Genomic DNA, 26,188 nt, shown 5'->3' with positions numbered 1-26,188 from the left:
TCTTTGCCACTTGCTTGTTCGTTTAAATATAGACCCAGTGTATGTCTTAAATATAAACAAAATATTAACATCGTATTAACTTAACAACGTGCGTTTCCGACAGCACGCTGTGTATTGGTATACGCAGCTAAAATGGAAAGACTCCCGTGGCCATGTGTGGGCCACGGGAAAGCGGACATTATTATTGGTTAACGTTGAGAAATGAAAGGATGGCGCGATTGAACGCCGGAAGGTCGTCAGGCGTACGGCTCGTGATAAGCTGGCCATCGAGAACGACCTCGCTGTCTTCCCATTGGGCGCCCGCATGGATGAGGTCGGTGCGGATGTTCTTTACGGACGTCATTCTTTTATCTTTTACATAACCGTTTTCAGTCAGGATGAGCGGTCCATGACATATTGCTGCTATTAGCTTCTGCTGATCAGCGAAAGCATTTAAAAAGGATATGCTTTCCTCGCTGATCCGCAACTTGTCGGGGTTGATGACCCCACCCGGTAAGATCACGGCTGCATACTGATTGGCGTCCGCTTCTGACACGTGTTTGTCTACATCAAATTCCGTCCCCCAATCGGTATGATTCCACGATTTTATCCGCCCGGCTTTATTTGGGGAGACGATATCGACTTCGAAGCCGTGTTCTTCCAATGCCTGTTTCGGCGACGTTAATTCAATTTCCTCGAATCCTTCTTCTGTCAAAATAGCTATTCGTTTTTCCATCTCTTTTACATTTTGGTGTATAAGACGAACGGCTATACGATGTATAAAGTTTTAACCGAAATCAATTCTAAAACGTACCTTTGCGTTATGTCAATGGAACTTACTTCGCAGGACACAATTGTGGCTCTGGCAACCTCTTCAGGGACGAATGGCGCTATTGCCGTGATCCGCTTATCGGGTCCGGACGCGCTGCGCATTACAAACGAAGTTTTCAAAGGAAAAGACCTTGCCGCCCAGGCGTCGCATACCATACATTTTGGTACAGTCCGCGATGGAGCGGAGATAATTGATGAGGTCTTGGTATCTTTATTTAAGGCGCCAAACTCGTATACGAAGGAAGATGTTGTAGAAATATCGACACATAATTCCAAATATATCATCGGGCGGCTGATTAACCTGCTGATAAAAAGAGGAGCGAGGGCAGCACGCGCCGGCGAGTTTACGCTGCGGGCTTTCCTGAATGGAGGTCTCGATCTATCCCAGGCTGAAGCTGTTGCTGACCTCATCGCCTCTAATTCGGCGGCCTCCCATCAGGTTGCTATGCAACAGATGCGTGGTGGATTTTCCAATCAGCTCAGGAAGCTTCGCGAGGATCTCGTGCACTTCGCTTCGTTGATTGAGCTGGAGCTCGACTTTGCCGAAGAGGACGTGGAATTCGCCAATCGGGAACAGCTGCGTAGCCTGGTGACGAACATACATCAGGTGATAAGCCGGTTGATAGACTCGTTTGAGCAGGGGAACGTTTTGAAAAATGGGGTTCCCGTCGTCATTGCCGGTAAGCCTAACGTTGGTAAATCCACACTGTTGAACGCACTCTTAAACGAAGAACGGGCCATTGTATCCGATATTGCGGGAACCACACGCGACACCATCGAAGATGAGATTAATATTCAAGGTATAACCTTCCGCTTTATTGATACTGCCGGCATTCGGGAGACCGCCGATGTGATTGAAGCTAAAGGGGTCGAGCGCACGCGCGAGAAAATGAAACAGGCCCGCCTGATCATCTACCTGCTAGATCCTACCCAAGATACCATCGAAGCTGTTGAACAGCAGCTGGCCGAGCTACGCGGACTTGGCATCCCGTTCGTTACGCTTGTTAACAAATCGGACCTGCTGACTGAGGCGGAACGCATGGGCTATGCGAATCTGCAGCCCGTTTTTATTTCGGCCAAAAGCCAGATCGGTATCGACGACCTGAAAGAGGAGCTGCTACGGCAGGTCAACCTTGCCAACGTTCATACCGACGACGTTATGGTAACCAACATCCGTCATGTGGAAGCACTTCAAAAGACGTTAGACGCTTTAGACCGTGTCCGCTATGGTATTGATAACCCCGTGACGTCCGACTTCCTAGCCATGGATATCCGTCAGGCATTGCATCATCTGGGCGAGATAACAGGAGCAGTGACGACAGACGACTTATTGGAAAATATTTTTTCGAAGTTCTGTATCGGGAAGTAATTCTTTTCTTCCTACTGTTGTTAGTTTATTGATCTTCATGTAGGGTGTGTTTCCGTGTTAAGATATAAGGTGTCTTACACTTTTCACAATTCGACCGACTTCTCATCAACATGTACAAAAGTCGGTTGTCATAATGAGCATGTATTTGTCTAATATGAAGGCCGATTAGTAGTCTAAGCATATTGGCCACCAACTCTATCCAAAGCCGTAGATCTGTTCAAAAAGCTGAGACTGTCTCCGAGGTACTTGTTACGGCAGCTGAACCTCAGGCAAATTACACGTCTCCTCATACGGAAGTCGAAGGAATATTTTTGGTGGTAACGGAACGACCGTATTAATTATATACCCTGTACACGAAATATTGGATTGTTTTCGTGTGAGACTAGAGTCTTGGGACCGTTCGAATAGAGTCAAATCCGGAAAGAAAAAACTGAGGCAGACGAGTGGTATCGGGAGCTGCCAAGCAAGTGAGATAGTCGTTCTCAAGGATGTTAAGGAGGGGAAATACGGCGCGGCGTACTAGCGAGATAGTCGTTTATGGGTATGCTTGACAATTGTGTCGAAAGTGTAAAACACTTAATTTAATACAAAAATGAAAGAGAATAAAATTTCATTTTTGAAGCATTTGTTCATCGGGTGGGCGAGCAACTACGACAGGACTGGCCCTTCACGGGCAAGGACGACGTGCTTATGCCGCTGTTGTTAAAGTGGAATTTAGAAGCTTTCCTGGAAGTGGATTAGACACCCTTTTAGAAGGACGTCGTCAGATGGAAAGCAACCGTCGGAACTGCGATACGCGCAAAAATTTCAAAAGCTCTTCGGGGCTTTTGAAATTTCCAGCGCGCGTGACCGCAATGCCGCTTTCGAGACACAGACTATTGCCAAGCGGCACAGTATCGTAAGCGAAAATGTTGATAAAAGATACTGGTGCTTTATGGTTTAGCTATGAGCCATGGCGATATTCAGGTGCGTTTAAAAGACCTTTACGGTGTAGAACTATCTGATGTTACATTGACAGCAATCACCGATCGTACTATTCCCAGATCAAAGGGTGGCATAACCGGTGGCCGAAAGAAGTGCTCGGCATTTACTTGACGAAACAGGACGATAGCACGGTTTGGCGAAAGATGTTGAAAATGTCGGTGATGTAGGCATCTGCATTGCCTGCATTGATAACCTTAACCCTTTAGTGGACGGCTTCAGGAAGGTTCATAAAGCCAATGACGCCGATTTTGTATTGAACTATCTTAACTCGGCCGAGGAAAAAGCGGTACGGATTCTGTGTTCTTAAAAGCTAGAGCACTAACTGGGCGCGATGTCAACATTTTTTCAGCATCGACCTGCTTTATGAAAGACTATTTATAACAGCAGTCCGATTGAAAACAATCATCGGATGGTTCGCAAAGTCACTAAGACAAAAGACGATTCGACTTTGAACACGCCATCCTTAAACAGATTTATCGGCCACGTTAAATTGCAATACCAAATTGGTAAGGGACAATGTTCAATTGGTGTGGGGTAAGAAACAATCTCGTTGCTTACTGTGGCGATTGACTATTACGACGTGTATGGCTAGGTACTATCTCGTCTTATCATCAAACGGGGATCCACTGTATCTTCCGCTCCTCCAGAAATACCAAACCAGTACTACTTTTGGATACCGATTTCTCATCGTAAAAGATATTTACGGCAAAGAAAATAGAAAACCCGCTGTTCGTGCGAGATGCTTGTATTATTCTACTCGAAGGTGCCGCCGAAGCTATACAAAATCTTTAAAGGCGTCGCCGGTCGACATCTTAACATACTCAGACATATATTATTTTCTTTAATTTTTGTTTTAAAAAAAAAATATATATATGTTTGCTTAGTGCTAACATAGTGCGTTAACATATCTCTTTTTTATTGTGGACGCGCGAATATATATATAAACTATAATAATTGGAGTTTTAATAGATGCTTTGCATAGTGCGTATACCTATTTATATTATAAATCATTATGAATGAAAAATGTTTAACCAAAACGATACGTGGATCTCTTTTGCTTATATGCTGCCTTTCTGTTTTTACTGCAGCAGCGCAACTCCGTATCATTACAGGAAGGGTGTTGGACGCCAATATACGAACTCCTTTGCAGGGTGTAACCATTAAAGTTGCGGGCGGTGGCCAGGCAGCGAGTACGAATAATTTGGGAGAATATTCGATAGAAGCAAAGACGGGCGATTTGTTACGGTTTAATTTCTTGGGTTACGACCCTGTTGAAATTGTTGTTGGAAAAGAAAGTGCTTACGATGTAAAGTTAATTAGATCTACCGAGAGTCTGGATTCTGTAGTTGTTGTGGGCTATGGTACACAGCGAAAAAGAGACATAACAGGCTCGGTAACTAGTTTATCTCCACAAGACCTACAACCGGGACCTGCGGCTAGTTTCGATCAAATGATGCAGGGAAAAGTAGCCGGAGCGCAAATTACCCAGACGACAGGGGCTCCGGGAGGGAATGTAAATATCGTTATTCGGGGGATTAATTCGATTACGGGTGGTAACCAGCCTTTATATGTAATTGACGGTTATGCCATTGGTGCCGGTGGAAGTGGGTCGGATGTGTCTAGTTTTAATGGAAATTCCTATTCATCAGAAGGAATGGCCAATAACACCGCCTCTAAAATTAATCCGTTGAGTAGTATCAATCCTTCTGATATTGCGTCCATTGAAATTTTAAAGGATGCGTCTGCGACTGCTATTTACGGATCGAGAGGAGCCAACGGTGTGATTATCGTTACCACGAAAAAGGGAAAAAGAGGAAGCCCTACCGTTCATTTAGAAGCGGCGGGAGGTTTTCAAAACGTGGCCAATAAGTTGAAAATGATGAATGCGCAGGAGTTTGCAGAATTTCATGCGGAGGGACGAGACAACGCGTGGGTTTATGCGGGAGGGAATGCGTCAGATCCGAATGATGTAAGAACGGGGGGGACGCGGGTACGCCCGGAGTTTCGTAATCCCGAATCATTAACGACGAATATAGATTGGCAGGATCAGATTTTTAGAACGGCCCCACTGCAGAATTATCAACTTTCGACGACGGGCGGAGGTGAGTCGGTAGATTATATGGTTTCTTTAGGCTATTATAATCAACAAGGGATAATCAAAAAGTCCGATTTCAATAAATATAATATGCGTTCCAATATAGATATTAGGTTATCTAATCGGTTGTCTCTTGGTGTATCCTTGGCGGGTTCCTATACGCATGGGAATTTTGCACGTGCCGAAGGGCATTTGGGGACAAGAGGGTTAATTGCTGCTGCTCTGGCAAATTCGCCTGCGATGCCTATTTACCAAGCCGATGGTTCCTATAGTTCAGAATTATTGGATCCATTAGGTGTACTGGTCGAGAATCCCTATTTAATCCTTGATGAATTCAGTGATAAGCGGAATTCCGCGAATATTTTTACCAATAATTATCTTCAGTATAATCTTTTAGACGGATTGTCGATAAAAACGTCCATAGGGGTGAATTATGTGACTGGGTCGACCCGCCTCTGGAAATCATCGCAGATTGGTGAGTGGGGTGCTAAAACGAGCCCGGCAACTGCAGGTGCCCACAACAGTGCTTTATTAAATTGGTTAAATGAAAATACGGTGAACTATACGACGAACTTTGGAGAGGATCATAAAATAGATGCCGTTGTAGGGTTTACAGCGCAGAAAGAAAGCTTAAATATGCTGCAGGCTGGGGCGATGGATTTTCCGACGGATTTGATTCCTTATTTAGCGGGTGGAAATGTGAATGCTGGAACGAATTATATCACTGAATGGGCGATGTTGTCGTGGCTAGCCCGGGTTAACTACAGTTTTATGGGGAAATGGTTATTAACGGGTACTGTACGCCGGGATGGAAGTTCGAGATTCGGGATTAACAATCGTTGGGGTACCTTCCCTTCCGCGTCTTTAGGGTACAGGTTATCAGATGAAGAGTTTATGAAATCGTTGTCGTTTATAGATGATCTGAAGCTGCGGGCGAGTTACGGCGCGTCGGGTAATAATTTAATAGGAAATTATGCCCATATCGGGCTGTTAGGTATTGTTCCTTATGTCGGTAATGGGCAACCATTGCTTGGTGTGACACCGCAAACCCTCGCCAATGAAAACCTAACGTGGGAGCGATCTTTACAGACCAACTTTGGGCTCGACCTGGCGCTATTTAATCATCGTATAGTCTTAACAGTGGATGCGTACCGCAATATGAAAAAGGATTTGTTGTTAAATACGTTACTGCCCGCAGCTACTGGGTTTGGTTCCGTGACGCAAAATATCGGTGAGCTTGAAAATAAAGGTTTGGAGATTGCATTAAATACACGGAACATAGCGAGCGGATCTTTTCAGTGGAATACCGATTTTAATGTAAGTTTCAATAGAAATAAGGTTCTGGCCTTAAATACTTCATCTGCTAGGATATTAAGTTCGGCCTACCAAGCTACACAGGTAGGTCAGCCCATTTCAAGTTTCTTTTTGTTGGAAGCGACAGGCGTATTCAAAAACTGGGATGAAGTGCATGCTAGCCCTTTGCAGCATCCGAACACGCAACCGGGCGATCTTAAATTTAATGATGCTAACGGTGATGGACGGATTACAGACGATGATAAAACCTTCGTTGGCACGCCGTGGCCAAAATATACTTTTGGATTCAATAATCAGTTTACCTATAAAAGCCTTTCTTTGGGTGTGAGCTTAACGGGATCGTATGGTCAGAAAATGTATTTTCAAGGCGCAGAGATTATTATGAATTCAGCAGGTGTTCAAAATCAACTGGCGTTGGTCAATGATCGCTGGAGGTCGGAAGAAAATCCTGGTAATGGATTTGTGCCGAGAGCGATACGGAATGATTATGCTAGAGGGATTGGTATTAATTCCAGATATCTGTTCGAAGCCTCATTTGTCCGTATCCGGAATGTCAATTTAGCATATAAGTTGCCGTCCAATATATTCCGTTCCAAATTGCCCGCGATCGATATGTTTGCTGATGTCTCAAATGTGTATACATTTACGGATTACCCCGGTTATGATCCTGAAGGTAGTTCGACGGGAGATAATATTGCTGCGAGTGGTATAGATTATTTTTCATATCCATTACCTCGAACCTTTACATTAGGCATTAGAATGAATATCCGTTAACCCAATAATCTTACTGAAATGAAAAAATATATTGTTTGTGTTGCATTGTCTCTGCTTTTTTTGAGCTCCTGCAACAATTTTCTAGCGCTTTCACCCGAACATCAAATCAATGAAAATAATTTCTATAAAACGGAAGCTGATTTCGAAAATGCGCTGGTCGGCGTATATGCATCTTTTAGGGAGATATATACGCATGAGATTTTCTATCTTGCCGAATTGACTTCGGATAATGCTGAGGTATCTATATCTTCCTCTTCCGTTGCCGAAATGGAGTTTGACGAGATGAATATAACACCGTCCAATACGATTGTTCAAGGGTTTTGGACAAAGGTTTTATTTACGATCGCGCGAGCAAACATCCTACTTGTACGGCTAGAGCAGTCTGACTTAAGTATGGAAAGCAAAGCAAGAATTGCGAGCGAAACAAAATTTATCCGTGCATACAGCTATTTTTTGATGGTTCAAATTTTTGGACGATCTCCTATCACACACGGAGAATTTCGGAGTCCAGAAGATATAGCCAATGCCGACTTGTCCTTGAAGTCTCTGGAAGAAGTATATACTGAGATCATCAAAGATTTGAAAGAGGCCGAAGAATTAGCAGTTGATGATTCCCAAGAAGATAAAGGAAGGGTTTCTTTGGGCGCCATACAAGGATTGTTAGGCAAAGTCTATTTAACACGTCACCAGTATACGGAGGCAATACATACGTTGGGGAGTTTAATTGAAAGAAACGTATATAGTTTAGAACCGGATTACAAAACTCTTTTTAGTCCTGGAAATGGTAATACCAAGGAGTCCCTCTTCGAATTAAAATTTATCTCTGGTTTTAACCAAGGGAACGAGTACTCGGTATTATTCACCCCAGCTTCAACGGGACTATTGGCGAATAATCAGCAAGGTTCTGGACGAATTACACCGTCGCTTGATCTGATGGACGCTTACGAGGAAGGCGATGCTAGGAAAAAAGCTTCCGTAGGCGATACGATTAGACCCAATGGGGTGAAAGAGTACAGCCGACACGGGTTGAAGTTTGTGGATCTAAATGCAGAAAACCCGAGAGATGGTTCCGTTAATTTTACCGTTTTACGCTATGCCGATGTCCTCCTCATGTATGCTGAAGCATTGAATGAAGATGATGATGTAAATGGAGCACAGGCTTATCTCAATATGGTCCGTTCCCGCGCAGATCTGGAAGGGGTGGAAATCAGTAATAAAGAGGATATGCGTGAATCCATAGCGAAAGAAAGAAGACTGGAACTGGCGTATGAGGGGCATCGTTGGTTCGATTTGTTGCGGACAGGAAAAACCCAGGAAACCATGAATGCATTTTTTGTGGGCAAGGGCTTAAATTTTACCGTGCAAAACCATGAATTGATATTTCCTATTCCACGTAGAGAGATTGATATCAATCCAGAATTAGGACAAAATGAAGGCTACTAACTTGTATAAGACATTAACCTATGAGATTATAAATAGATTTATTACACCAAATATAGCTAAATGATGAAGAAAATAATATCATTAATAAGTTGCAAACTGATGCTTTGTGGTCTGTTGTGCAACAGTTTGGCGTATGCCCAGCAAACGTCAGGTTCAATTCCGATTTCCGGAAAAGTCGTCAATCAACAAAATGAAGTATTGGCAGGAGTAAGTGTTTCTGTGAAAGATCAGACTACCGCTACGAAAACTGATGCAGCAGGCTTATTTTCCCTGTCCGTAGATAGCGAGGAGGCTGTTTTAGTATTTTCTTCATTGGGGTATGATAGACTCGAAATAAAGATAGGGAAGCAACGTTTTTTTAATATTATCCTAGCGACCAAATCTACCGCACTGGATGATGTGGTGGTCATCGGTTACGGAGAAACGACCCGACGAGATGTGACGGGATCAGTCGGCTCTGTTAATATGAAAGACCTCGCTCAGGCACCTGTTAAATCCTTTGATGAAGCCTTGGCCGGTCGGGTGGCAGGTGTAACCGTAACGGCTAGTGACGGACAACCTGGATCAAATACCAACATCGTCATACGTGGCTCAGGTTCTATCACGCAAAACACCGCACCGCTTTACGTGGTTGATGGATTCCCTTTAGAAGATGCCAATAGTAACAGTATCAACCCAGGAGATATTGAATCTATTGAAATACTCAAAGATGCGTCAGCAACCGCAATATATGGAGCGCGAGGTGCAAACGGTGTGATTATGATCACGACGAAAAAAGGGGTAGCTGGAAAACCGGTGGTAAATTATAATGCATACGGTGGTTTCGCCGAAAACCCGAAACCTCTTAAATTGATGGGGGCTTATGAATTCGTAAAGTATCAGTATGAACTCGAGCCTCAGTTTACGACTGATTATTATTTGGCAGGGCGTACATTGGAAAGTTATCGGGACGAACCTAGTATAGATTTGCAGGATCAGATCTATAAACAAGCATTTGTGCACAACCATGAATTGTCTGTGCGGGGCGGTAGTGGAGGTACGACCTATTCACTTTCGGGAAATTTGTTAAAAAACAATGGATTGGTCACCAATTCGGGATTTGATAGAAAACAGCTTCGATTTCAGTTTGACCAACAATTGGGTAAAAAACTTAAGATCGGAACGATCGCAAATTATAGCGCAAATAAAACGTACGGTATCATCGTCGGAGAACCTTCGATGCGCATTACATATAGTGGTTTAAGCTTGCTTGCTTCGGTGTGGGGATTTCGGCCGGTAAAAGGTCTGAATGAATCGCTTCTGGAAGATCTGTTTGATCCGACGGCTCCCGAAAATGACTTCCGTGTAAACCCCATCTTGTCTACTCAAAATGAACTTCGGGAAACTTTTGTGAACACCTTGACTTTAAATGGATACGGTGAATATTCGTTTCATCCAAATCTCGTTTTCAGATCTTCGGCTGCTTACACCAATGTGATGGTTCGGCAAGATATGTTTTTCAATTCCCTAACGGCAAACGGAAACATAAGACGTAACGAAGGCGTAAACGGCTCGATTGCGTTTCGCCCGAGAACGACTTGGGTGAATGAAAATATTCTTACCTACAAAAAGTCCTTCAAACAAGGACATACGCTCAATGTTGTCGGTGGTTTTTCTTTGCAGCAATACGATAGTGGAGATTACGGTTTCCAGGGTTTGAACGTGTTAAATGAATCACTCGGGATAGACGGTTTGGATGAAGCGGGAACGAATGTTGGATTTTCATCATCTTCCAGATGGGCTTTGATGTCGTTTTTAGGAAGATTCAACTATGGATATAAAAATAAATATAGATTAACCTCTTCCTTTAGGTACGACGGCTCCTCGAAATTTGCGCCGGGTAAGCGTTGGGCCTTTTTCCCGTCAGCAGCATTTGCCTGGACCGTGTCAGAAGAAGATTTTTTAAAAGACGTTTCTTTCTTGCATAATGCCAAAATAAGAACGAGTTATGGAGCTACTGGGAATAACCGGGTATCAGATTTTCCGTATATTACCCAGTTGAGTGTTCCGAGATTTGGAGGGTATTCCTTTAATAACGCCGCTCCTACACGTGGAGCATTGCTTTTGCAATATGGTAATCCCGATTTAACATGGGAAACTACCGTCCAAAGCAATATCGGTTTAGATCTCTCCTTTTGGGAAGGAAGGATTGAATTTGTAGCAGATGTCTATAGAAGAAATACAAAAGATTTATTGTTAGACGCGACACTTCCATACGCTACCGGGTTGACGAGTAGCGCCACCAACTTGGCTACTGCATACAAAAACATTGGAGAGCTGCGCAATCAAGGTTTGGAACTGACGTTAAATACAACCAATATCGATAATGGCAGATTTAAATGGAGTACAAATTTCAATATCAGTTTTAACCAAAATAAAATTATCGCTCTCAACGAAAACCAAACAGCGTTACTGAGCCCGGTAGCATTTGATACCGATTTTAGAAATGTGTTCCCTTACATTTCCGTCGTAGGAGGCCCTTTAGCGCAGATGTACGGATTGGTATGGGATGGCGTCTACCAATATAATGACTTTGATCAAGTGCTGGGAAACTATGTATTAAAGGATCATATTACTACAAATGGTCAACCACGGGAGAATATTCAACCGGGCGATATCAAATATAAAGATATAAATGGTGATTTGGCCGTCAACGAGATGGATTTTACGGTAATCGGAAGAGGATTGCCTATTCATGTGGGTGGTTTTACGAATCGTTTTGATTACAAAGGCTTTGACTTGAATATATTCTTTCAATGGTCTTACGGAAATGATATTCTGAATGCAAATAGATTGATTTTCGAGGGAAATGCAAAACGTCACCGTTCCTTAAATCAATATGCGAGTTACGAAAATCGCTGGACGCCTGAGAACCCTAGTAACGAACTTTTTAGAACGGGTGGACAACGGGATACCTACTACTCAAGCCGGACGGTAGAGGATGGTTCATTCTTGCGTCTCAAAACGGTCTCCTTGGGATACACTTTCCAAGATCATGTGTTAAGCCGTTTGAAGGTAAACTCGCTTAGATTATATGCTTCGACACAAAATCTGCATACTTGGACAACCTATTCAGGTTCAAATCCAGAGGTATCTGTACGGCATTCTGCGTTGACACCCGGATTTGATTTTTCCGCATATCCTTTGGCCCGGACAATAACTTTTGGTTTGACCACAACTTTTTAACGTAAATGATGATGAGATTCACTTATATTTTAATTGCACTGTTGATAGGAACATCTTCGTGCAAAGATTTTCTCGACACAAAACCTACTGACTTTGTAACACCCTCCTATGAGACGGTCAACGATTTTGAACTGGCACTTGCCGGAGTGTACGACATCCTTGGAAATCGGACATTTTACGGCGATGTGTGGCCATATTGGCTCAATGTAAGTACGGATATCGAATACACCAATACCGGGTCTGCCAATGCTACTGTATATATATACGGCCCGGCGGAAGCAAACGTAACTGATTTTTGGAAAGCCTTGTATACAGGTGTATATCGCGCCAATCTTATCTTGGATGTGGTAGACGGTACGGATTTGGACGATGGCTCTAAAAACAGGATAAAGGGGCAGGCCTTGTTTCTACGGGCATATTACTATTTCATGTTAGTAAGCAATTACGGTGATATTCCTTTGTATCTAAGCGCCAAACCCTCCATCAATGAAATGGATGTGCCGAGAACGCCTATGAAAGAAGTTTACGATTTGGTTGTGGCGGATATGCTGGAGGCCGAGCAATTGGTAGACGAAGTGGAAGGGGGTAATACCGAGAAGACCGTGAATTTTGGAGGAAGGGTCTCGCGGTCTGCTGTACAAGGCGTGTTGGCGAGGGTCTATCTCAAGATGGCGGGGTATCCTTTGATGGACCAGTCCAAGTATGCTGATGCTCTAAAATGGGCGCTAGCTGTAAAAAATTCAGGATTACATAGCCTGAATCCCGATTATACTGATGTATTTATTAAATATGCAAAGGATGAATACGATATCCGGGAGAGTATTTGGGAAGTCGAATTTTATGGAAATACGCAGGGTGCTATGCAAGAGTATACTTACTATATAGGGGCGAGAGGGGGAATACGGACGCAGGATGCTGAACTTGGACGTAGCGGAGGGTTAATCAACGGTAGCGGTAAATTGTTCGATCTTTATGAACTTGATCCTAATAGCACAACCGTACCGCTGAAAGATTCATATGATTTAAGACGTGACTGGAACTTGGCTCCTTACACCTATGTGGGTACGCCGGGCGTAAAAACACCCAATAATGATCGATGGAGAAGGAACATGGGCAAATGGCGACGTGAATACGAGGTCGTGTCACCTAAAGATATTTCTACCTCACCTCAGAATTTTCCGATTTTACGTTACGCAGACATCTTGCTCATGGCTGCTGAAGCAGAAAATGAATTGAACGGACCGGTTAATGCGTATCCCTATATCAACGAGGTGAGAAGACGCGCATACGGGCTTCTACTGCCTCAGCCGCCTAACCCAAATGTAAATGCCGACTTATCTGGGCTATCAAAAGATGAGTTTAGACAGGCTATAAGAGATGAGCGAGCCAGGGAGTTTTGTTTCGAGGCATCGCGCCGCGCAGATTTGATCAGGTGGGGAAATTTTGTAGGAGATATGAAAGCATACATCACATGGGCATTGGCCAATGGGGGGGTAGAGGGACATGTGCTCGGTTCGCGAAATGTCTCCGACAGAAACGTGTTGCTGCCTATTCCTACGTATGATATGTCTTTGAATAAAGCGTTGACACAAAACCCAGGGTATTAATTTTTTAAGACTTAATTATGAAGTATATACATCACATCCTGTCCATGGTTCTTTTTATTGGCTTGGTATCCTGTGAAAAGAATCTGCAAGTAGACCAGCCCGATTTTGAGGTGAGGTTGAGCAAGACCACCTATAAGGTAGGAGACACTATTCGGTTTGAATTTTTCGGAGCTCCCGATAACATCACTTTCTATTCCGGCTTGCCCGGTGCCGACTATAGGTTCAGAGAACGTACGCAGGTGGAAGGCGGCATTCCTAAAGCCAAGGTCATCACGCAGTATGGAGGGGGAGGGAATCAATTAGAATCGCTTCGATTAATGGTGAGTAATGATTTGGAAGAACTTACGGCGGAAGGAATTGCGCAGGCAACCTGGACAGACGTCACTTCGCAGGTTGATATCGCAACAAATCCGACAATTGTCGAATCAGATTACTTGGATTTGTCGCCATGGGTCGATACCGAAAAGCCTTTTTTTATAGCGTTCAAATTTGTAGGCGAAAAAGATCCCATTACCGTACCTGGAAATTGGATTGTCCGCGAATTGCAGGCTGTTACGGAGCTTCCTGATGGTTCAGAAATTCCAGTGGCCGACCGCGTAAATGCCGGTTGGAGCATCATTGATGTGCTGAACCCTGCTTCTGTATGGACCATCCGGGCAACCGATGTGGTGATTATCGGTGGTGGTCGTAATGCGGATCCCAGTGAAGATTGGCTGATTACAAAGCCGCTCTATTTTACAAAGGTGCCGCCGGATACAGGGACTCCAATTCAAAATATAGGTTCCAATCTTCTTTCGGATTATTCCTATACATATACGACTCCGGGAACCTATCACGTTGCTTTTTTGGCTTCGAATGCGAGTGCCGACGATTACAAATCCGTGGTGCGGGAATTTGAAATTACGATAGTACCTGAATGATGAAGCATGTGTATGTAAAATACGGTTTTAAGATGATGTTCTTATGGGTGTTGATAACCCTTATCGGCAGTGTCTATGCACAAAAGAAAGAGGACAGTCTATTCAAATCGGGAGATAAGATTGCGTTTATCGGAAACAGCATTACCCACAATGGCGATTTTCATCATTATATTCTGCTGTATTATGCAACCCGTTTTCCAGACAAGAAAGTCACTTTTTACAATCTGGGGATTAAAGGTGACAACGCCAATAGTTTCCTGCGTAGGATGGATGCCGATATCGTGCCACATAAAGCAGACTGGTCTATCGTCATGGCGGGGATGAACGATGTCAATCGGGGTTTGTACGCGCCGGAAAAACAAAATGAGCCGGATATTCAGCAACGGAAGGAGAGAGCGTTGAAAGATTTTGAATCGTATTACGATTCGTTTTTGACGCGTTTAAAACGGACAAAAACGAATATAATCTTACAGAAACCGAGCATCTATGATCAAACCGGAGATTTGACTGCTGTCAACTTGGTGGGCGTAAATGATGCATTGGAAAGATGCGGTAAAATCATCGATAAGTTGGCAAAGAAACACAAGGTCATGGTAATTGATTACTGGACGATGATGAATGCAATCAACGCCAAGCTACAGCAAGAAGATATTAAATCTACCCTTGTCGGCCAAGATAGGGTCCATCCAGGATCCGTAGGGCATTTTGTGATGGCCTACACCTTTCTTAAGACTATAAATGCATCTAGTTACGTGTCATCACTTACGATTGATGAGGACGGTGTAGTTGATGTTAAATATGGTTCGGTCAGTAATTTAAACTGGCAGGGAGAAGAGCTGACATTTGATTATCTGGAAGAAAGGCTGCCTTTTCCCGTACCTCCCGAAGTAGAAAATGCATTGACCCTGGTCCCTTTTACAGGCGATTTTAATACACAATTACTACAGGTAAAAGATTTAAAGGAGGGTGTGTATGCGCTTACGATCGATGATATCCTTATCGGCAATTTTACACAGGAGGAATTGGTGAAAGGTATAAATTTGGCAGAGAGAAAAAATACACCTCCGTATCAACAAGCATTAAAAGTCTTTAAGGAAGCGGTAGCTTATCGTAATGTACAGCGGCAGTTGAGAGAAATTAAATTTGTAGAATTTAGTTATCTTCCCAAAGAGCTATGGGGTGGAGATCTTGAGCCGATTAAAACATTTATTTCGGAATACCTTTCTTTTTTACAGGTGTCAAAAGATGCCCGCTACGAAACATTCCATAGCCTGTTTGAGACATATTTGAGAAACAAACCCCACCAGACGGATTTGGAAAAGCAGGCGAAAGCATTACCGGAGACAATATATCAGTTTAATCAGCCGCAATCGCACCGCTTTCGGTTGGTAAAGGCTGACTTAAATATGCCGGATCGTAATGAAGCTCCTTTTGGGGTAAACTTAGCGGGAGCTGAATTTGCGCACCAGAAAACACCGGGCGTTTACAATCGTGATTATACCTATCCCACCATTGCCGAACTGGATTACTTCAAATCAAAAGGATTAACCCTTTTCCGCCTGCCATTTTTATGGGAGCGGCTACAGCATGAGTTGGACGGCCCTTTGGATGAAGCGGAACTAGCCAGAATGACTGCTTTTGTCGATGCCGCGCGGGAAAGAAACCTCTGGGTTATCTTGGATATGCATAATTATGGACGTCGATTTGTAAATGGTACTCGGGAAATTATCGGTTCAGCCAATCTGCCCATCAAACACTTCGCAGATGTCTGGGGAAAACTTGCCGAACAATTTCGCACGAAAGAAAATATCTGGGCATACGGATTGATGAACGAACCCCATGGCATGTTAGATTCGGTACCTTGGTTTAATATAGCGCAACAGGCTATTTTTAAGATCCGGGAAATGGATACGAATACGCCGATTATGGTAGGAGGCGATAGTTGGAGTTCGACATACCGTTGGCAACAAGCCAGTGGCAAACTGAAAGATTTGGTAGATCCATCCACTAACCTGATTTTTGAAGGGCATCTCTATTTTGATAAAGACGCTTCCGGAACATATAAAGGCACCTATGACGAGGAAGGAACAACGCCAGAAACAGGTATTGTTCGGGCACGCCCGTTTGTAGAATGGTTAAAAGAAAATAATTTAAAAGGTTTTGTCGGGGAATACGGGGTTCCCGATGATGATCCTCGTTGGTTGGTGACGCTTGATAATATGCTGAACTACCTCAAAGATAATGGCGTGAATGGAACATACTGGGCTGCGGGACCTTGGTGGAACACGTACAAATTAGCGATAGAGCCAAGAGATGGGATAGATCGTCCGCAGCTAAAAGTACTCTTAAAATACTTGAAAGTCAATGAGAAGTGATTTAGTAATTAGGGTGCGCGATAACGCCAAACTGGTATTTATCTCCGCTATAAAAAGAATGTTCTATTTCAATGATGTTTCCGTCCTCTGCTATGACAGCTCCATCCAGGATAAAAATAGGGAGAGGTTTGTCGTTCTCAAAGTAATTATCCGGCGTGTTGGTGTCAAATATCGTTGTCTTAAGCGTTTGCTCTATCGTTTTTATTTTGATATGATAGGTTTGCTCGTATGTTTTGAAAAAAGAAATTTCGGGCGAGACACGCTCGATTTTGGGACATTGTTTAAGGGATATATAGCGTGTTTCGTCTTTCAGGATATCGTCATCAGCATAACGAAGAATGCGGATCTTCAAAACCGGACCTTCGAGCGTCAGTTGTTTATGTTGAATCATGGTAGAAATACCCTCTTGTAATATCGTTTTTTCAATGACAATATTTTTAGGCGCGAACCCTTCTTGTGATAAACTTTCATTGAACCCCCTCCGCGTTGATTCGACCGAACCCAATGTGCGAACAATTTTGTGGTCACCGGTGCGATTAAGTACAAATGTGCCTTTGCCTTTAATTCGGCGTACCCAACCAAGTGTCTCTAAGTTTAGGAGGCTCTTCCGTGCCGTTGTGTTGCTGACTTTGAAGGTTTTGATTAGCTCATTTTCCGAAGGAACCTTATCGCCGGGCGCTAAATCGCCTTCTTTGATGCGTTTGATGATTTCTTCGCTGATGAGAATAAATTTGGGATCCATATATAATATAAAACGATTCTGCTACAAATATAAAATAATTAGTTTGTGTAACAAATGTGTTCACTATGTTTGATGATCTGCAACTTAATGCGTTAACAAGATGAAGAATAAAATAGCATGGTTAGTGTTGGTCCTGGTCTTTATTGCGACAGGATTAAATTTTTTGGATAGGCAAGTCTTGTCCATGACAATAATTAAAATCCAGGAGGAATTCCACATTACAGATGTACAATATGGTTGGATAAATACGAGTTTTCTGGTCAGTTATGCGTTAATGTTTACCATAGGGGGACGTATTATCGATACTGTCGGTGGAAAAATTGGTCTGGGACTGGCGGTATTGATCTGGTCTATCGCTTGTTTTCTGCACGGAGTTATGCAGAACTTCTACCAGTTAATTGCTTTCCGGTTTCTCTTAGGCTTCGGAGAAGGTGGGTGTTTCCCCGGAGCGGCGAAGGTCGTTTATGAATGGTTCGACGAAAAGAAAAGAGGAATGGCCAACGGTATTGCCATTGGTGGGTCAGCAATCGGTGCCGTTTTGGCGCCACCTTTAACCATCTATGTAGCCTCTAGCTTTGGTTGGAGAGCAAGCTTTATTATTCCGGCTATCGTTGGGATGATTTGGGTGGTTGGCTGGTTTCTGATTCCCTGGAAAAGATATATCGGTACGCAAAGAGAAAAGATCGTATCTCCAAGTGTTTCTTTTGCAAGCATTTTGAAAAACAAATATTTATGGGTTTTTGTCAGTATACGATTCTTGCTTGATCCGGTTTTGTATTTCTTAATGTTTTGGGTGCCTAAGTACCTAAGCGAATATCGAGGGATGTCGTTTGAACGTATCGGCGATTTGTTCTGGATTCCCTTTTTGGCACTCGGAATTTCGAACATCTTTGGCGGTTGGATATCTGACAAATTAATACAGCGAGGTGTTTCCATCAATAAAGCAAGGAAATGGGTTATGGGAATAGCGGCGGGATTGACACTCTGTGCACCTTTTATCGCGTTCGTCGGGTCTTATCAGTTTGCCATAGCCTTACTAACGTTGTTGCTATTTGCACATGGATTTTGGATTACGAACTATATTACCGCTATTTCCGATATTTTCGGAAGTAAAGCGACATCGACCGTCGTAGGGCTGTCCGGCACTGCGGGTGCGTTGTCTAGTTTGTTGATAAACCCGTTTATCGGAGAAATCGTGACACGCTATTCGTATACACCGTTATGGGTCACGGCAGGGTTAATGTATCCCCTAGGTTTTCTCCTTTTTTTGGTGTTTCTCCCCCGGATTAAAGCATTGTTTTAAAGACGAAATAAAATAGTTGGATTTTTTTTGTGAAATAATCATTTAATGATTATGTTTGAAGTGAAATAACTTAGTGCGTTAAGTGTAAACTATAATTATGGAAATAAAATTGGATTCAAATACGGCCTTCTATAAACCACTATCAAAGAAAGTAGGCAAGGCGCGTATCGGAGTTTTTGGTGTAGGATATGTTAAATATTGGGCACAATTTGATGGACTGCTTGCTGATATGCAGGAGAAACAAGCCGTGTTTATGAGCATGGTGGAGCAATTTGATGTCGAAGTCGTCGACTTCGGTATGGTAGATGATGCGCAATCGGCGTATGATCTTGTCCCCAGGCTCTTGGGTGCCGATCTGGATCTTATTTTTTGCGATATGCTTACTTATGCTACTTCGAGTACCTTCGGAGCAATAGTAAAGAACATCCAAGTACCATTAATCTTGGTAGCACTACAACCTGATAAGGCACTTAATTACGAACAGGCGTCTACCTATAAGCAGCTTTTTAACGATGATATTTGTTCCTTGCCTGAATTTACGGGAGTTGCCGTGCGGTTGGGGCGTCCGGTACCCGATGTTATTATCGGGACGTTATATGATGATGCAGAAGCCGTGGATGAGATTGGTAAATACTGTCGCATTGCTAATGTATTGCACAGCTTGAAGAATGCCAGGATCGGACATATTGGACACCCCATAGAAGCGATGTTGGACATGCACACCGACTCTACTATGCTGACCGCCCATTTCGGCTTGCACGTGGTGCAATGTGAATCGCATGAGATTATTCAGCAATATCAGGAGGTCGATGTGATCGATCTGGAAAGAGAAAAGGAATTTATACTGGATTTCTTTGATACCCCCGATCCGGTTTCCGACCCGATATCGGATAAGCTTAAACCTGCCGATCTGGAAGTAGCAGCAAGAGTGTCGTTAGCGTTGAAAGCTTTTGTAGCGAGGAAGAAACTAGATGGCCTGGCTTATTATTATGAAGGTGCTGCACAAAGTATGGAGCAACTCGTCATGTCAAACTTGATTGTTGGAAATTCTCTTCTTACTGCGGCGGGGTTTCCAATGTGTGGAGAATCTGATCTTAAAACCTGCGTAGCGATGATGGTAATGGATCGACTGGGTATCGGCGGTAGTTTTGCAGAATTTCATCCAGTAGATTTCAACGAAAATTTTGTGTTGGTTGGTCATGATGGACCACACAATGTTACTATTGCAGAGGGTAAGCCGATATTAAGAAGCCTAAAAAAATATCATGGTAAACCGGGGTTTGGGGCAGGCGTAGAATTTAAAATTAAAGAAGGGCCGATCACCATGTTAAGCATCAGCTCTACATTTGATGGGCGGTTCAAATTCATCGTAGCGGAAGGTGAATCTGTTGCAGGACCTATACCGCCGACCGGCAATACCAATACACGTGGATTCTTTGGAGAAGATATACGTCAATTTTTGAAAAATTGGGTTGCTGAAGGGCCTACACATCATTTTGCATTGGGTATAGGGCATCATGCAGAAACCATCCTAAAGATCGGAAGATACCTTAATATAGAAACTGTTTTTGTAAAATAAGATAATATGAAGGGCTCAAAAATTTATCTGGCATTTATACTATTTCCGCTCTACATGCTATTTGTTTCCTGGCTGGAGAAGTATCCCAAAAAGCCTGTAAAGTTTCAAAATATCACGTTGGAGACATCGTTGAAACCATTTAAGCAGAAAGGTCGAGCATATATCGAGCAGGTAGCAGAACACATGTTTAGGCAATGGGCGAACTTATTGGTTCATACAGATACCGTTTCTGTTATGCTGTGGATATCCGATGGCTCAGAAATATTGGAATATACCGGAAAACTCGATCAATCGCTAGAGTGGGCGAAGTACATCGGAAATCCCAACACGAATCATGAAATAGGCGCTGGCCCGAAAGAACTTTCCCTACACGAGCGGGCGTATCTTTATATGGACAACCCGCCCGATTTTTCCTATGCAGATCTGAAGTTGATTATCGAAATCTTGCGCGAAAAGGGCAGAAAATTAACGGGCAAGGAGATAAAAATAGGTGCGACCTTTGATCCGGGACCTGAATTTGCTAAATCTGAATTTAAATATGTACGGCATCCTGAAATATTGGAAGGCAACGCCATGGGGCACAAATCATTTGTCAGTTGTTATGCGGTATTACGTGCGGATGACGTCTCGTACGCGGCGTATCCCAACGGAATACCAGATCAAACACCATTTGGAACCTTTTTTGGTAAACAAAGCCAGCATTTCCTACAAGATTTGAACTTTGATTTTCTTTGGTTAAGCAATGGGTTCGGATTTGGTGTAGAGCCTTGGTCTTCTACCGGAGCGGTTTTTACAGGAGAAGGCTTTTTAAAAGAAAAATTGGAAGATACGCGCCAAAAGATTATTAATTTTTGGACGCTATTCAGAAAGGAGTGCCCTGATTTCGAAATCCAGACCAGAGGCTCCAATCTTTCTACTGGCATCGATCTGGCACGGGATGGGGTGGATTTGAGGGCCATATACAAGTCGGGATTCGATATCCTGCCGCCGCCAAATTCTCCTTGGGCAGCCATTGATGGTGATTTTGGACTGGAGATGGTGGGGTATATGTCCCATATTGCCGATTTGCCGGACGATCGTTATGTCTATCGGTTTTATACCCACGATCCGTGGTGGCTGAATAGCCCTTGGTTGGATAGGTATGGGCGTTTTCCGCACGATATCTACATGCCGATGTCCGTAGCTCGGATTGACGAAAAAGGCCAAGTTGGCCTTCCTACTACCTTGAACTTTTTGACGATCGATGATTCGTTCGGAAATATTCCGGATGTCGTTCCAAATGAAGTAATTCCCCATATTTTAAGAGGTCGGGAAGACTCACCCACCGCTGCCGGACCCTTGGTCTGGGTATATCCGTTTGACGAATATCACGATTGGGCAAAAAAGCAGCAGGAGCTGTTACCGGAAATATACTATGGCGATTGGTTTATCAGGCAAGCGATCAACCACGGATTGCCTTTAAACACGATCACATCGACGACCAATTTTGCGAAGTTGTTGAAATCGGATCCTGACTATTACCGAGAATCCATTATACTGACCATCGTTCCTGATGCAGGTTCCGAGCAGGAGCATGTGTTGACAACGTTTATTAAAAACGGCGGACAAGTTATGGTATATGGACCTGCGGATCGAGCCAGCGACGCTTTTAAAGACCTGTTGAACCTTAAAAATATGAGCGGATTAGAAGGCAATTTTCGCTTAACCAGCCATATCGAACTCGATAAGGTGCAGGGCGATACCCCTACGAATATTAAACACAATCCGCTATTCTCAGGCGGTAGTATGCGCACCGCTATTGCCAATACGAAAGATCTCTATACGAAGCGTTTGGTACATGTTACGCAAGGAAATGAGACGCGAGATCAAGTATGGTCGAGATCACTACCGGATTGGAAAGGCGGTAAAGTGGTGTATATCCGAGGAACAAATTCGAGTAGTTTCCAAGGAGGGATGCTTTTGCGGCCGGACAATCCAGAAGAATGGGCGATTAGTCCAAAACTGGCACGCCACGCCTTGAAAGAGTTTGATTATTTGTTTTCCTTTGAAAAAGATGATATTTCCATTAAGAGCCCCATGCTCAGTATTGCGCGCAGTCACAATGGCTTTTTCTTTTCGGGTTATGCTCCAAATACAACGGTAGTGCAAAAATTTAAATTTCCACAAGGAGCTCCCCTATTACATGGATATGATAGCAAAATAGAAAATGGTATGACCACATATCAACTCCCGACCGCTTGGCACAATGAGGTTCGTGTTTTTGTAGAGCAAGAAGGCGGAATCGTATCATCCAAAGAGATGCATTCGGGCGAATTGGGAATCAGCAGGAGAATTCGGATAGCTGGATTGAAGAACGCGACACTTCGAATCTATCCGGAAGAGAATATCACTGCCGAAAATTTTAGAGCGTACCTCAACGCAGGCTATCCGTGGAAGAGGGGACAGCAAACGTTTGAATTGGGGGACCCGAAATACGGGCACCATTTTGTAATCAAAGATGTGACGGGGCATGTCACCGTCGCGTGGTGATTAAATGAATACACAATGTTGAAGAAAGTATTTTTTTATACATTTTGTTTCTTTATGTGCTTGGCTATCAATGCCAATGCACAAAAAGGCGCTATAGATAATCTCGCAGCACTGAAACAGGAGCTGACGAAGGTCTTTCCGCATAACCGAACGATAAATCTTGTTTTCCATGGACATTCCGTTCCATCTGGTTATTGGTCGAATCAGGAAGTGCATACGTTAGATTCTTATCCTTATATCCTACTTAGTCTGCTAAAGAAAGAATACCCAAAAGCGGTGATTAACATCATTACCACATCGATTGGTGGAGAACATGCTGAAAAAGGTGCTGCCAGGTTCACATCCGATGTATTGCCTCATCGGCCGGATGTGATATTTATTGACTACGCGCTGAATGATTTAGGATTGGGTTTGGAACGGGCGCATGTGGCCTGGGAACAAATGATTAGGGAGGCAAAAGCACAAGACAAATCGGTTGTGCTACTCACACCGTCGCCCGATCAGCGGCAAGATATGGGAAATACGGGAAATCTGCTGAGCAAGCATGCCCAGCAAGTTAGAAAGTTAGCGGTAAAATATGGATTGCCCGTTGCTGATTCTTACACGGCGTTTGAATCCGTATTTAAAGACAAGGGAACGATAGCACCGCTCATGTCGCACGTTAACCATCCTAATCGCTTAGGGCATGAGTTGATCGCAAATGAAATTTTTAAGCTTTTAAAAAGATAAGATACCGACGAAGTACTTAGAAGAAAACTAAATTATGCAAAAGAATAATCAAAATATAGGATTTTATTTCATCGCCATCATGTTTGGGCTAATCGGTACTATGCAAGAGGCTTTGCCCCAACAAAAGTACCCGCAATTTGGTATAGACCCTTTAAAGGATGTTATCGCGGCGATGACGATAGACGAGAAGGCTTTGATGGTGACGGGAGCAAAACGTCGGGAAGTCTATCCAACCGCCTTGCCGGGCAAAAAACAGAAAAATATTGTAGCAGTAGGTGGATATACCTATCCTTTTCTGCGTTTAGGGATACCACCCATTTATCTGTCTGATGGGCCGGCGGGTGTACGTATTGCGCCAAGACGTTCAGGTGACAGCCAAACGTATTACGCTACGGCTTTTCCAGTTGCCACATTGGTGGCTTCAGGATGGGATACCTCGCTGTCTAGGGAAATAGGGGAAGCCATGGGACACGAAGCGCTTGAATATGGCGTGGATATCTTACTGGCCCCTGCCATGAATATTCATCGGGATCCGTTAGGCGGGAGGAGTTTTGAATATTATTCCGAAGATCCCTTATTGACAGGTAAAATGGCGTCAGCATATGTGCAAGGAATACAATCCCAAGGCGTAGGAGCCTCTATAAAACATTTTGCAGCCAATAATCAGGAAACGAGCAGACGGTATATCAACACCATCGTATCCGAGCGCGCATTGCGGGAGATATATTTAGAAGGGTTTCGTATCGTGGTACAAGAAGCAAAACCTTGGACAGTCATGTCCTCTTACAATAAAATAAATGGTGTATATACGCCGCAAAGTAGAGAATTGCTCGTCGATATCCTGAGAAAAGAATGGGGATTCAATGGTTTTGTGCTAACGGACTGGTATGGGGGAGACGATCCGGTTGAACAGATGAAAGCGCATAATGATTTGCTGATGCCGGGATTACAAGTATGGACGGATACGATTGCAGATGCATTGCGCAACGGAAATCTTAGTATGGATGTAATCGACCAAAATATAGAAAATATACTCAACGTAGCATTAAAAACAGGTACGGTAAAAGATTATCCCTATACGGAGAAGCCCGATTTTGAAAAGAGTAAGGAAGTCGCACGACGGGTAGCGCGGGAGAGTATGGTTTTGTTAAAAAACGAACAGCATACGTTGCCTATCCAAGCCGGATCTACATCAATAGGCTTGTTTGGCAATTATAGCTACAAAAATCTGCCCGGTGGAACAGGGAGCGGAGCGGTCAATTATGAGCATGCCGTGTCTGTCGCGGAAGGATTGAAGGAGGCCGGATTTAAACTAGATCCGGTTCTAGAAAAAAAATATACGACCCATCTGGATAAAGGAAAGCCCTTGCGGGATAAGGCAGATAGCCTCATAACGGCCATGCCCCCAAGGGATAGCATTTTAAGTGAATTAGCGTGGGATAATCATGAAATTGAAAGAAGCGCCAAGGAAACCGATATGGCCATTATCACGATTATGCGCATCTTTGGTGAGGGCGGTGACCGTCATGTCGATCATTTTAATTTAACAACCGAGGAGCTGTCCCTAATCGATCGTGTATCGGATGCATACCATGCACAACGTAAAAAAGTAGTTGTTCTACTGAACGTCGGTGGTGTTGTGGAAACGGCATCTTGGAAGGATAAAGTAGATGGTATATTGTTGACCTGGCAATCTGGCCAGGAGGGTGGGCATGCTGTTGCGGATTTAGTCAGCGGTAAATTTACCCCCTCGGGAAAACTCCCCACTACATTTCCCGTGCGCTATGCCGATGCTCCATCTGCCAAAAACTTTCCTGGTACACCTATCGGGAATCCAACAGAAGTTGTTTATGAAGAGGATATCTATGTAGGTTACCGATATTACGATACATTTCGTGTTCCAACATCGTTTTCCTTTGGTTTTGGACTTTCATATACGTCCTTTACCTATACTAATTTCAAAATTGAAAAAGGAAAAGGGGGAAGTGCGACACTGCTGGTTACGGTGGAGAATACAGGTCGATATCCGGGAAAAGAGGTCGTCCAGGTATATGCAACGGCACCTTCAGGTAAATTGGAACATCCCGAAAAGGAACTGAAAGCTTTTGCGAAAACGAGATTGTTGCAACCCGGTGAGCGCGAAACGCTTCGTTTTGAGATTACCCCTCGTATGCTTTCTTCGTTTGATACGGGCGCTTCTGCTTGGGTGGCAGAAAAGGGTGTTTATGATTTGATGATAGCGGTGTCCTCCGATACTATAGTAGCAAATGGCAAATTCCGCTTAGCGAAATCGCAGATAACGGAAAAAGTAAGTAAATCGTTGATTCCGCAGGTACCGATAAATATATTGCGGCCCGTTAAACCGTAATCATAAGTATAATAAAGAGGAT

At 43.5% G+C, this 26,188-nt stretch carries 14 protein-coding genes; 12 read left to right on the top strand and 2 right to left on the bottom strand.

What is annotated here, in order from left to right:
• Positions 1 to 181 precede the first annotated feature (181 nt).
• A complete protein-coding gene (locus BC792_RS05755) occupies positions 182 to 715 on the bottom strand; it encodes a type 1 glutamine amidotransferase domain-containing protein (protein WP_148908034.1) in 534 nt (177 codons plus the stop codon).
• 93 nt (positions 716 to 808) lie between these two features.
• Here BC792_RS05755 and mnmE point away from each other — a divergent pair, with 93 nt between their 5' ends.
• The 7 genes from mnmE (at position 809) to BC792_RS05720 (ending at position 16,916) form a co-directional block, all read left to right on the top strand.
• Positions 809 to 2,179, top strand: a complete 1,371-nt coding sequence (gene mnmE, locus BC792_RS05750) for a tRNA uridine-5-carboxymethylaminomethyl(34) synthesis GTPase MnmE (RefSeq protein ID WP_148908092.1) — start codon at positions 809 to 811, stop codon at positions 2,177 to 2,179.
• 1,996 nt (positions 2,180 to 4,175) lie between these two features.
• The gene (locus tag BC792_RS05745) at positions 4,176 to 7,346 is read left to right on the top strand and encodes a SusC/RagA family TonB-linked outer membrane protein (RefSeq protein WP_148908033.1); all 3,171 of its coding nucleotides are present in this window, start codon (positions 4,176 to 4,178) and stop codon (positions 7,344 to 7,346) included.
• Positions 7,347 to 7,364: 18 nt separating this feature from the next.
• Positions 7,365 to 8,789 (top strand): RagB/SusD family nutrient uptake outer membrane protein, encoded by a 1,425-nt coding sequence (locus tag BC792_RS05740; RefSeq protein WP_148908032.1) that lies wholly within the window; start codon positions 7,365 to 7,367, stop codon positions 8,787 to 8,789.
• A gap of 60 nt (positions 8,790 to 8,849) precedes the next feature.
• On the top strand, positions 8,850 to 12,014 hold the full coding sequence (locus tag BC792_RS05735) for a SusC/RagA family TonB-linked outer membrane protein (protein ID WP_148908031.1): 3,165 nt from the start codon (positions 8,850 to 8,852) through the stop codon (positions 12,012 to 12,014).
• Positions 12,015 to 12,019: 5 nt separating this feature from the next.
• A complete protein-coding gene (locus BC792_RS05730) occupies positions 12,020 to 13,621 on the top strand; it encodes a RagB/SusD family nutrient uptake outer membrane protein (RefSeq protein ID WP_148908030.1) in 1,602 nt (533 codons plus the stop codon).
• 17 nt (positions 13,622 to 13,638) lie between these two features.
• On the top strand, positions 13,639 to 14,541 hold the full coding sequence (locus BC792_RS05725) for a DUF5017 domain-containing protein (protein WP_148908029.1): 903 nt from the start codon (positions 13,639 to 13,641) through the stop codon (positions 14,539 to 14,541).
• A complete protein-coding gene (locus BC792_RS05720) occupies positions 14,538 to 16,916 on the top strand; it encodes a cellulase family glycosylhydrolase (RefSeq protein WP_148908028.1) in 2,379 nt (792 codons plus the stop codon). The genes BC792_RS05725 and BC792_RS05720 overlap by 4 nt, the downstream gene beginning before the upstream one ends.
• Position 16,917: 1 nt before the next feature.
• On the opposite strand, the gene BC792_RS05715 is transcribed toward BC792_RS05720, so the two are convergent.
• Entirely contained in the window at positions 16,918 to 17,658 is a 741-nt protein-coding gene (locus tag BC792_RS05715) for a GntR family transcriptional regulator (protein WP_105718314.1), read from the bottom strand.
• A 100-nt stretch (positions 17,659 to 17,758) separates the two neighbouring features.
• Between BC792_RS05715 and BC792_RS05710 the strand changes: the two genes are divergently transcribed.
• The 5 genes from BC792_RS05710 (at position 17,759) to BC792_RS05690 (ending at position 26,166) form a co-directional block, all read left to right on the top strand.
• Positions 17,759 to 18,961, top strand: coding sequence for an MFS transporter (locus BC792_RS05710; protein ID WP_148908027.1), 1,203 nt, complete (start codon positions 17,759 to 17,761; stop codon positions 18,959 to 18,961).
• A 97-nt stretch (positions 18,962 to 19,058) separates the two neighbouring features.
• Positions 19,059 to 20,540, top strand: a complete 1,482-nt coding sequence (locus tag BC792_RS05705; RefSeq protein ID WP_148908026.1) for an L-fucose/L-arabinose isomerase family protein — start codon at positions 19,059 to 19,061, stop codon at positions 20,538 to 20,540.
• 6 nt (positions 20,541 to 20,546) lie between these two features.
• Complete coding sequence (locus BC792_RS05700; RefSeq protein ID WP_148908025.1) at positions 20,547 to 23,069, top strand: hypothetical protein; 2,523 nt, start codon at positions 20,547 to 20,549, stop codon at positions 23,067 to 23,069.
• A 15-nt stretch (positions 23,070 to 23,084) separates the two neighbouring features.
• Positions 23,085 to 23,798, top strand: a complete 714-nt coding sequence (locus tag BC792_RS05695; RefSeq protein WP_148908024.1) for an SGNH/GDSL hydrolase family protein — start codon at positions 23,085 to 23,087, stop codon at positions 23,796 to 23,798.
• A 34-nt stretch (positions 23,799 to 23,832) separates the two neighbouring features.
• On the top strand, positions 23,833 to 26,166 hold the full coding sequence (locus BC792_RS05690) for a glycoside hydrolase family 3 C-terminal domain-containing protein (protein ID WP_211357480.1): 2,334 nt from the start codon (positions 23,833 to 23,835) through the stop codon (positions 26,164 to 26,166).
• Positions 26,167 to 26,188 lie beyond the last annotated feature (22 nt).

This window comes from Sphingobacterium allocomposti, assembly GCF_008124885.1.
Lineage (GTDB): Bacteria > Bacteroidota > Bacteroidia > Sphingobacteriales > Sphingobacteriaceae > Sphingobacterium > Sphingobacterium allocomposti.
This window is presented reverse-complemented; position numbering and strand designations above follow the sequence as displayed.

Excerpts from the sequence above, each read along its gene's own strand:
- BC792_RS05755 (WP_148908034.1), bottom strand. The coding sequence starts at position 715 with ATGGAAAAACGAATAGCTATTTTGACAGAAGAAGGATTCGAGGAAATT.
- mnmE (WP_148908092.1), top strand. The coding sequence starts at position 809 with ATGGAACTTACTTCGCAGGACACAATTGTGGCTCTGGCAACCTCTTCA.
- BC792_RS05745 (WP_148908033.1), top strand. The coding sequence starts at position 4,176 with ATGAATGAAAAATGTTTAACCAAAACGATACGTGGATCTCTTTTGCTT.
- BC792_RS05740 (WP_148908032.1), top strand. The coding sequence starts at position 7,365 with ATGAAAAAATATATTGTTTGTGTTGCATTGTCTCTGCTTTTTTTGAGC.
- BC792_RS05735 (WP_148908031.1), top strand. The coding sequence starts at position 8,850 with ATGATGAAGAAAATAATATCATTAATAAGTTGCAAACTGATGCTTTGT.
- BC792_RS05730 (WP_148908030.1), top strand. The coding sequence starts at position 12,020 with ATGATGATGAGATTCACTTATATTTTAATTGCACTGTTGATAGGAACA.
- BC792_RS05725 (WP_148908029.1), top strand. The coding sequence starts at position 13,639 with ATGAAGTATATACATCACATCCTGTCCATGGTTCTTTTTATTGGCTTG.
- BC792_RS05720 (WP_148908028.1), top strand. The coding sequence starts at position 14,538 with ATGATGAAGCATGTGTATGTAAAATACGGTTTTAAGATGATGTTCTTA.
- BC792_RS05715 (WP_105718314.1), bottom strand. The coding sequence starts at position 17,658 with ATGGATCCCAAATTTATTCTCATCAGCGAAGAAATCATCAAACGCATC.
- BC792_RS05710 (WP_148908027.1), top strand. The coding sequence starts at position 17,759 with ATGAAGAATAAAATAGCATGGTTAGTGTTGGTCCTGGTCTTTATTGCG.
- BC792_RS05705 (WP_148908026.1), top strand. The coding sequence starts at position 19,059 with ATGGAAATAAAATTGGATTCAAATACGGCCTTCTATAAACCACTATCA.
- BC792_RS05700 (WP_148908025.1), top strand. The coding sequence starts at position 20,547 with ATGAAGGGCTCAAAAATTTATCTGGCATTTATACTATTTCCGCTCTAC.
- BC792_RS05695 (WP_148908024.1), top strand. The coding sequence starts at position 23,085 with ATGTTGAAGAAAGTATTTTTTTATACATTTTGTTTCTTTATGTGCTTG.
- BC792_RS05690 (WP_211357480.1), top strand. The coding sequence starts at position 23,833 with ATGCAAAAGAATAATCAAAATATAGGATTTTATTTCATCGCCATCATG.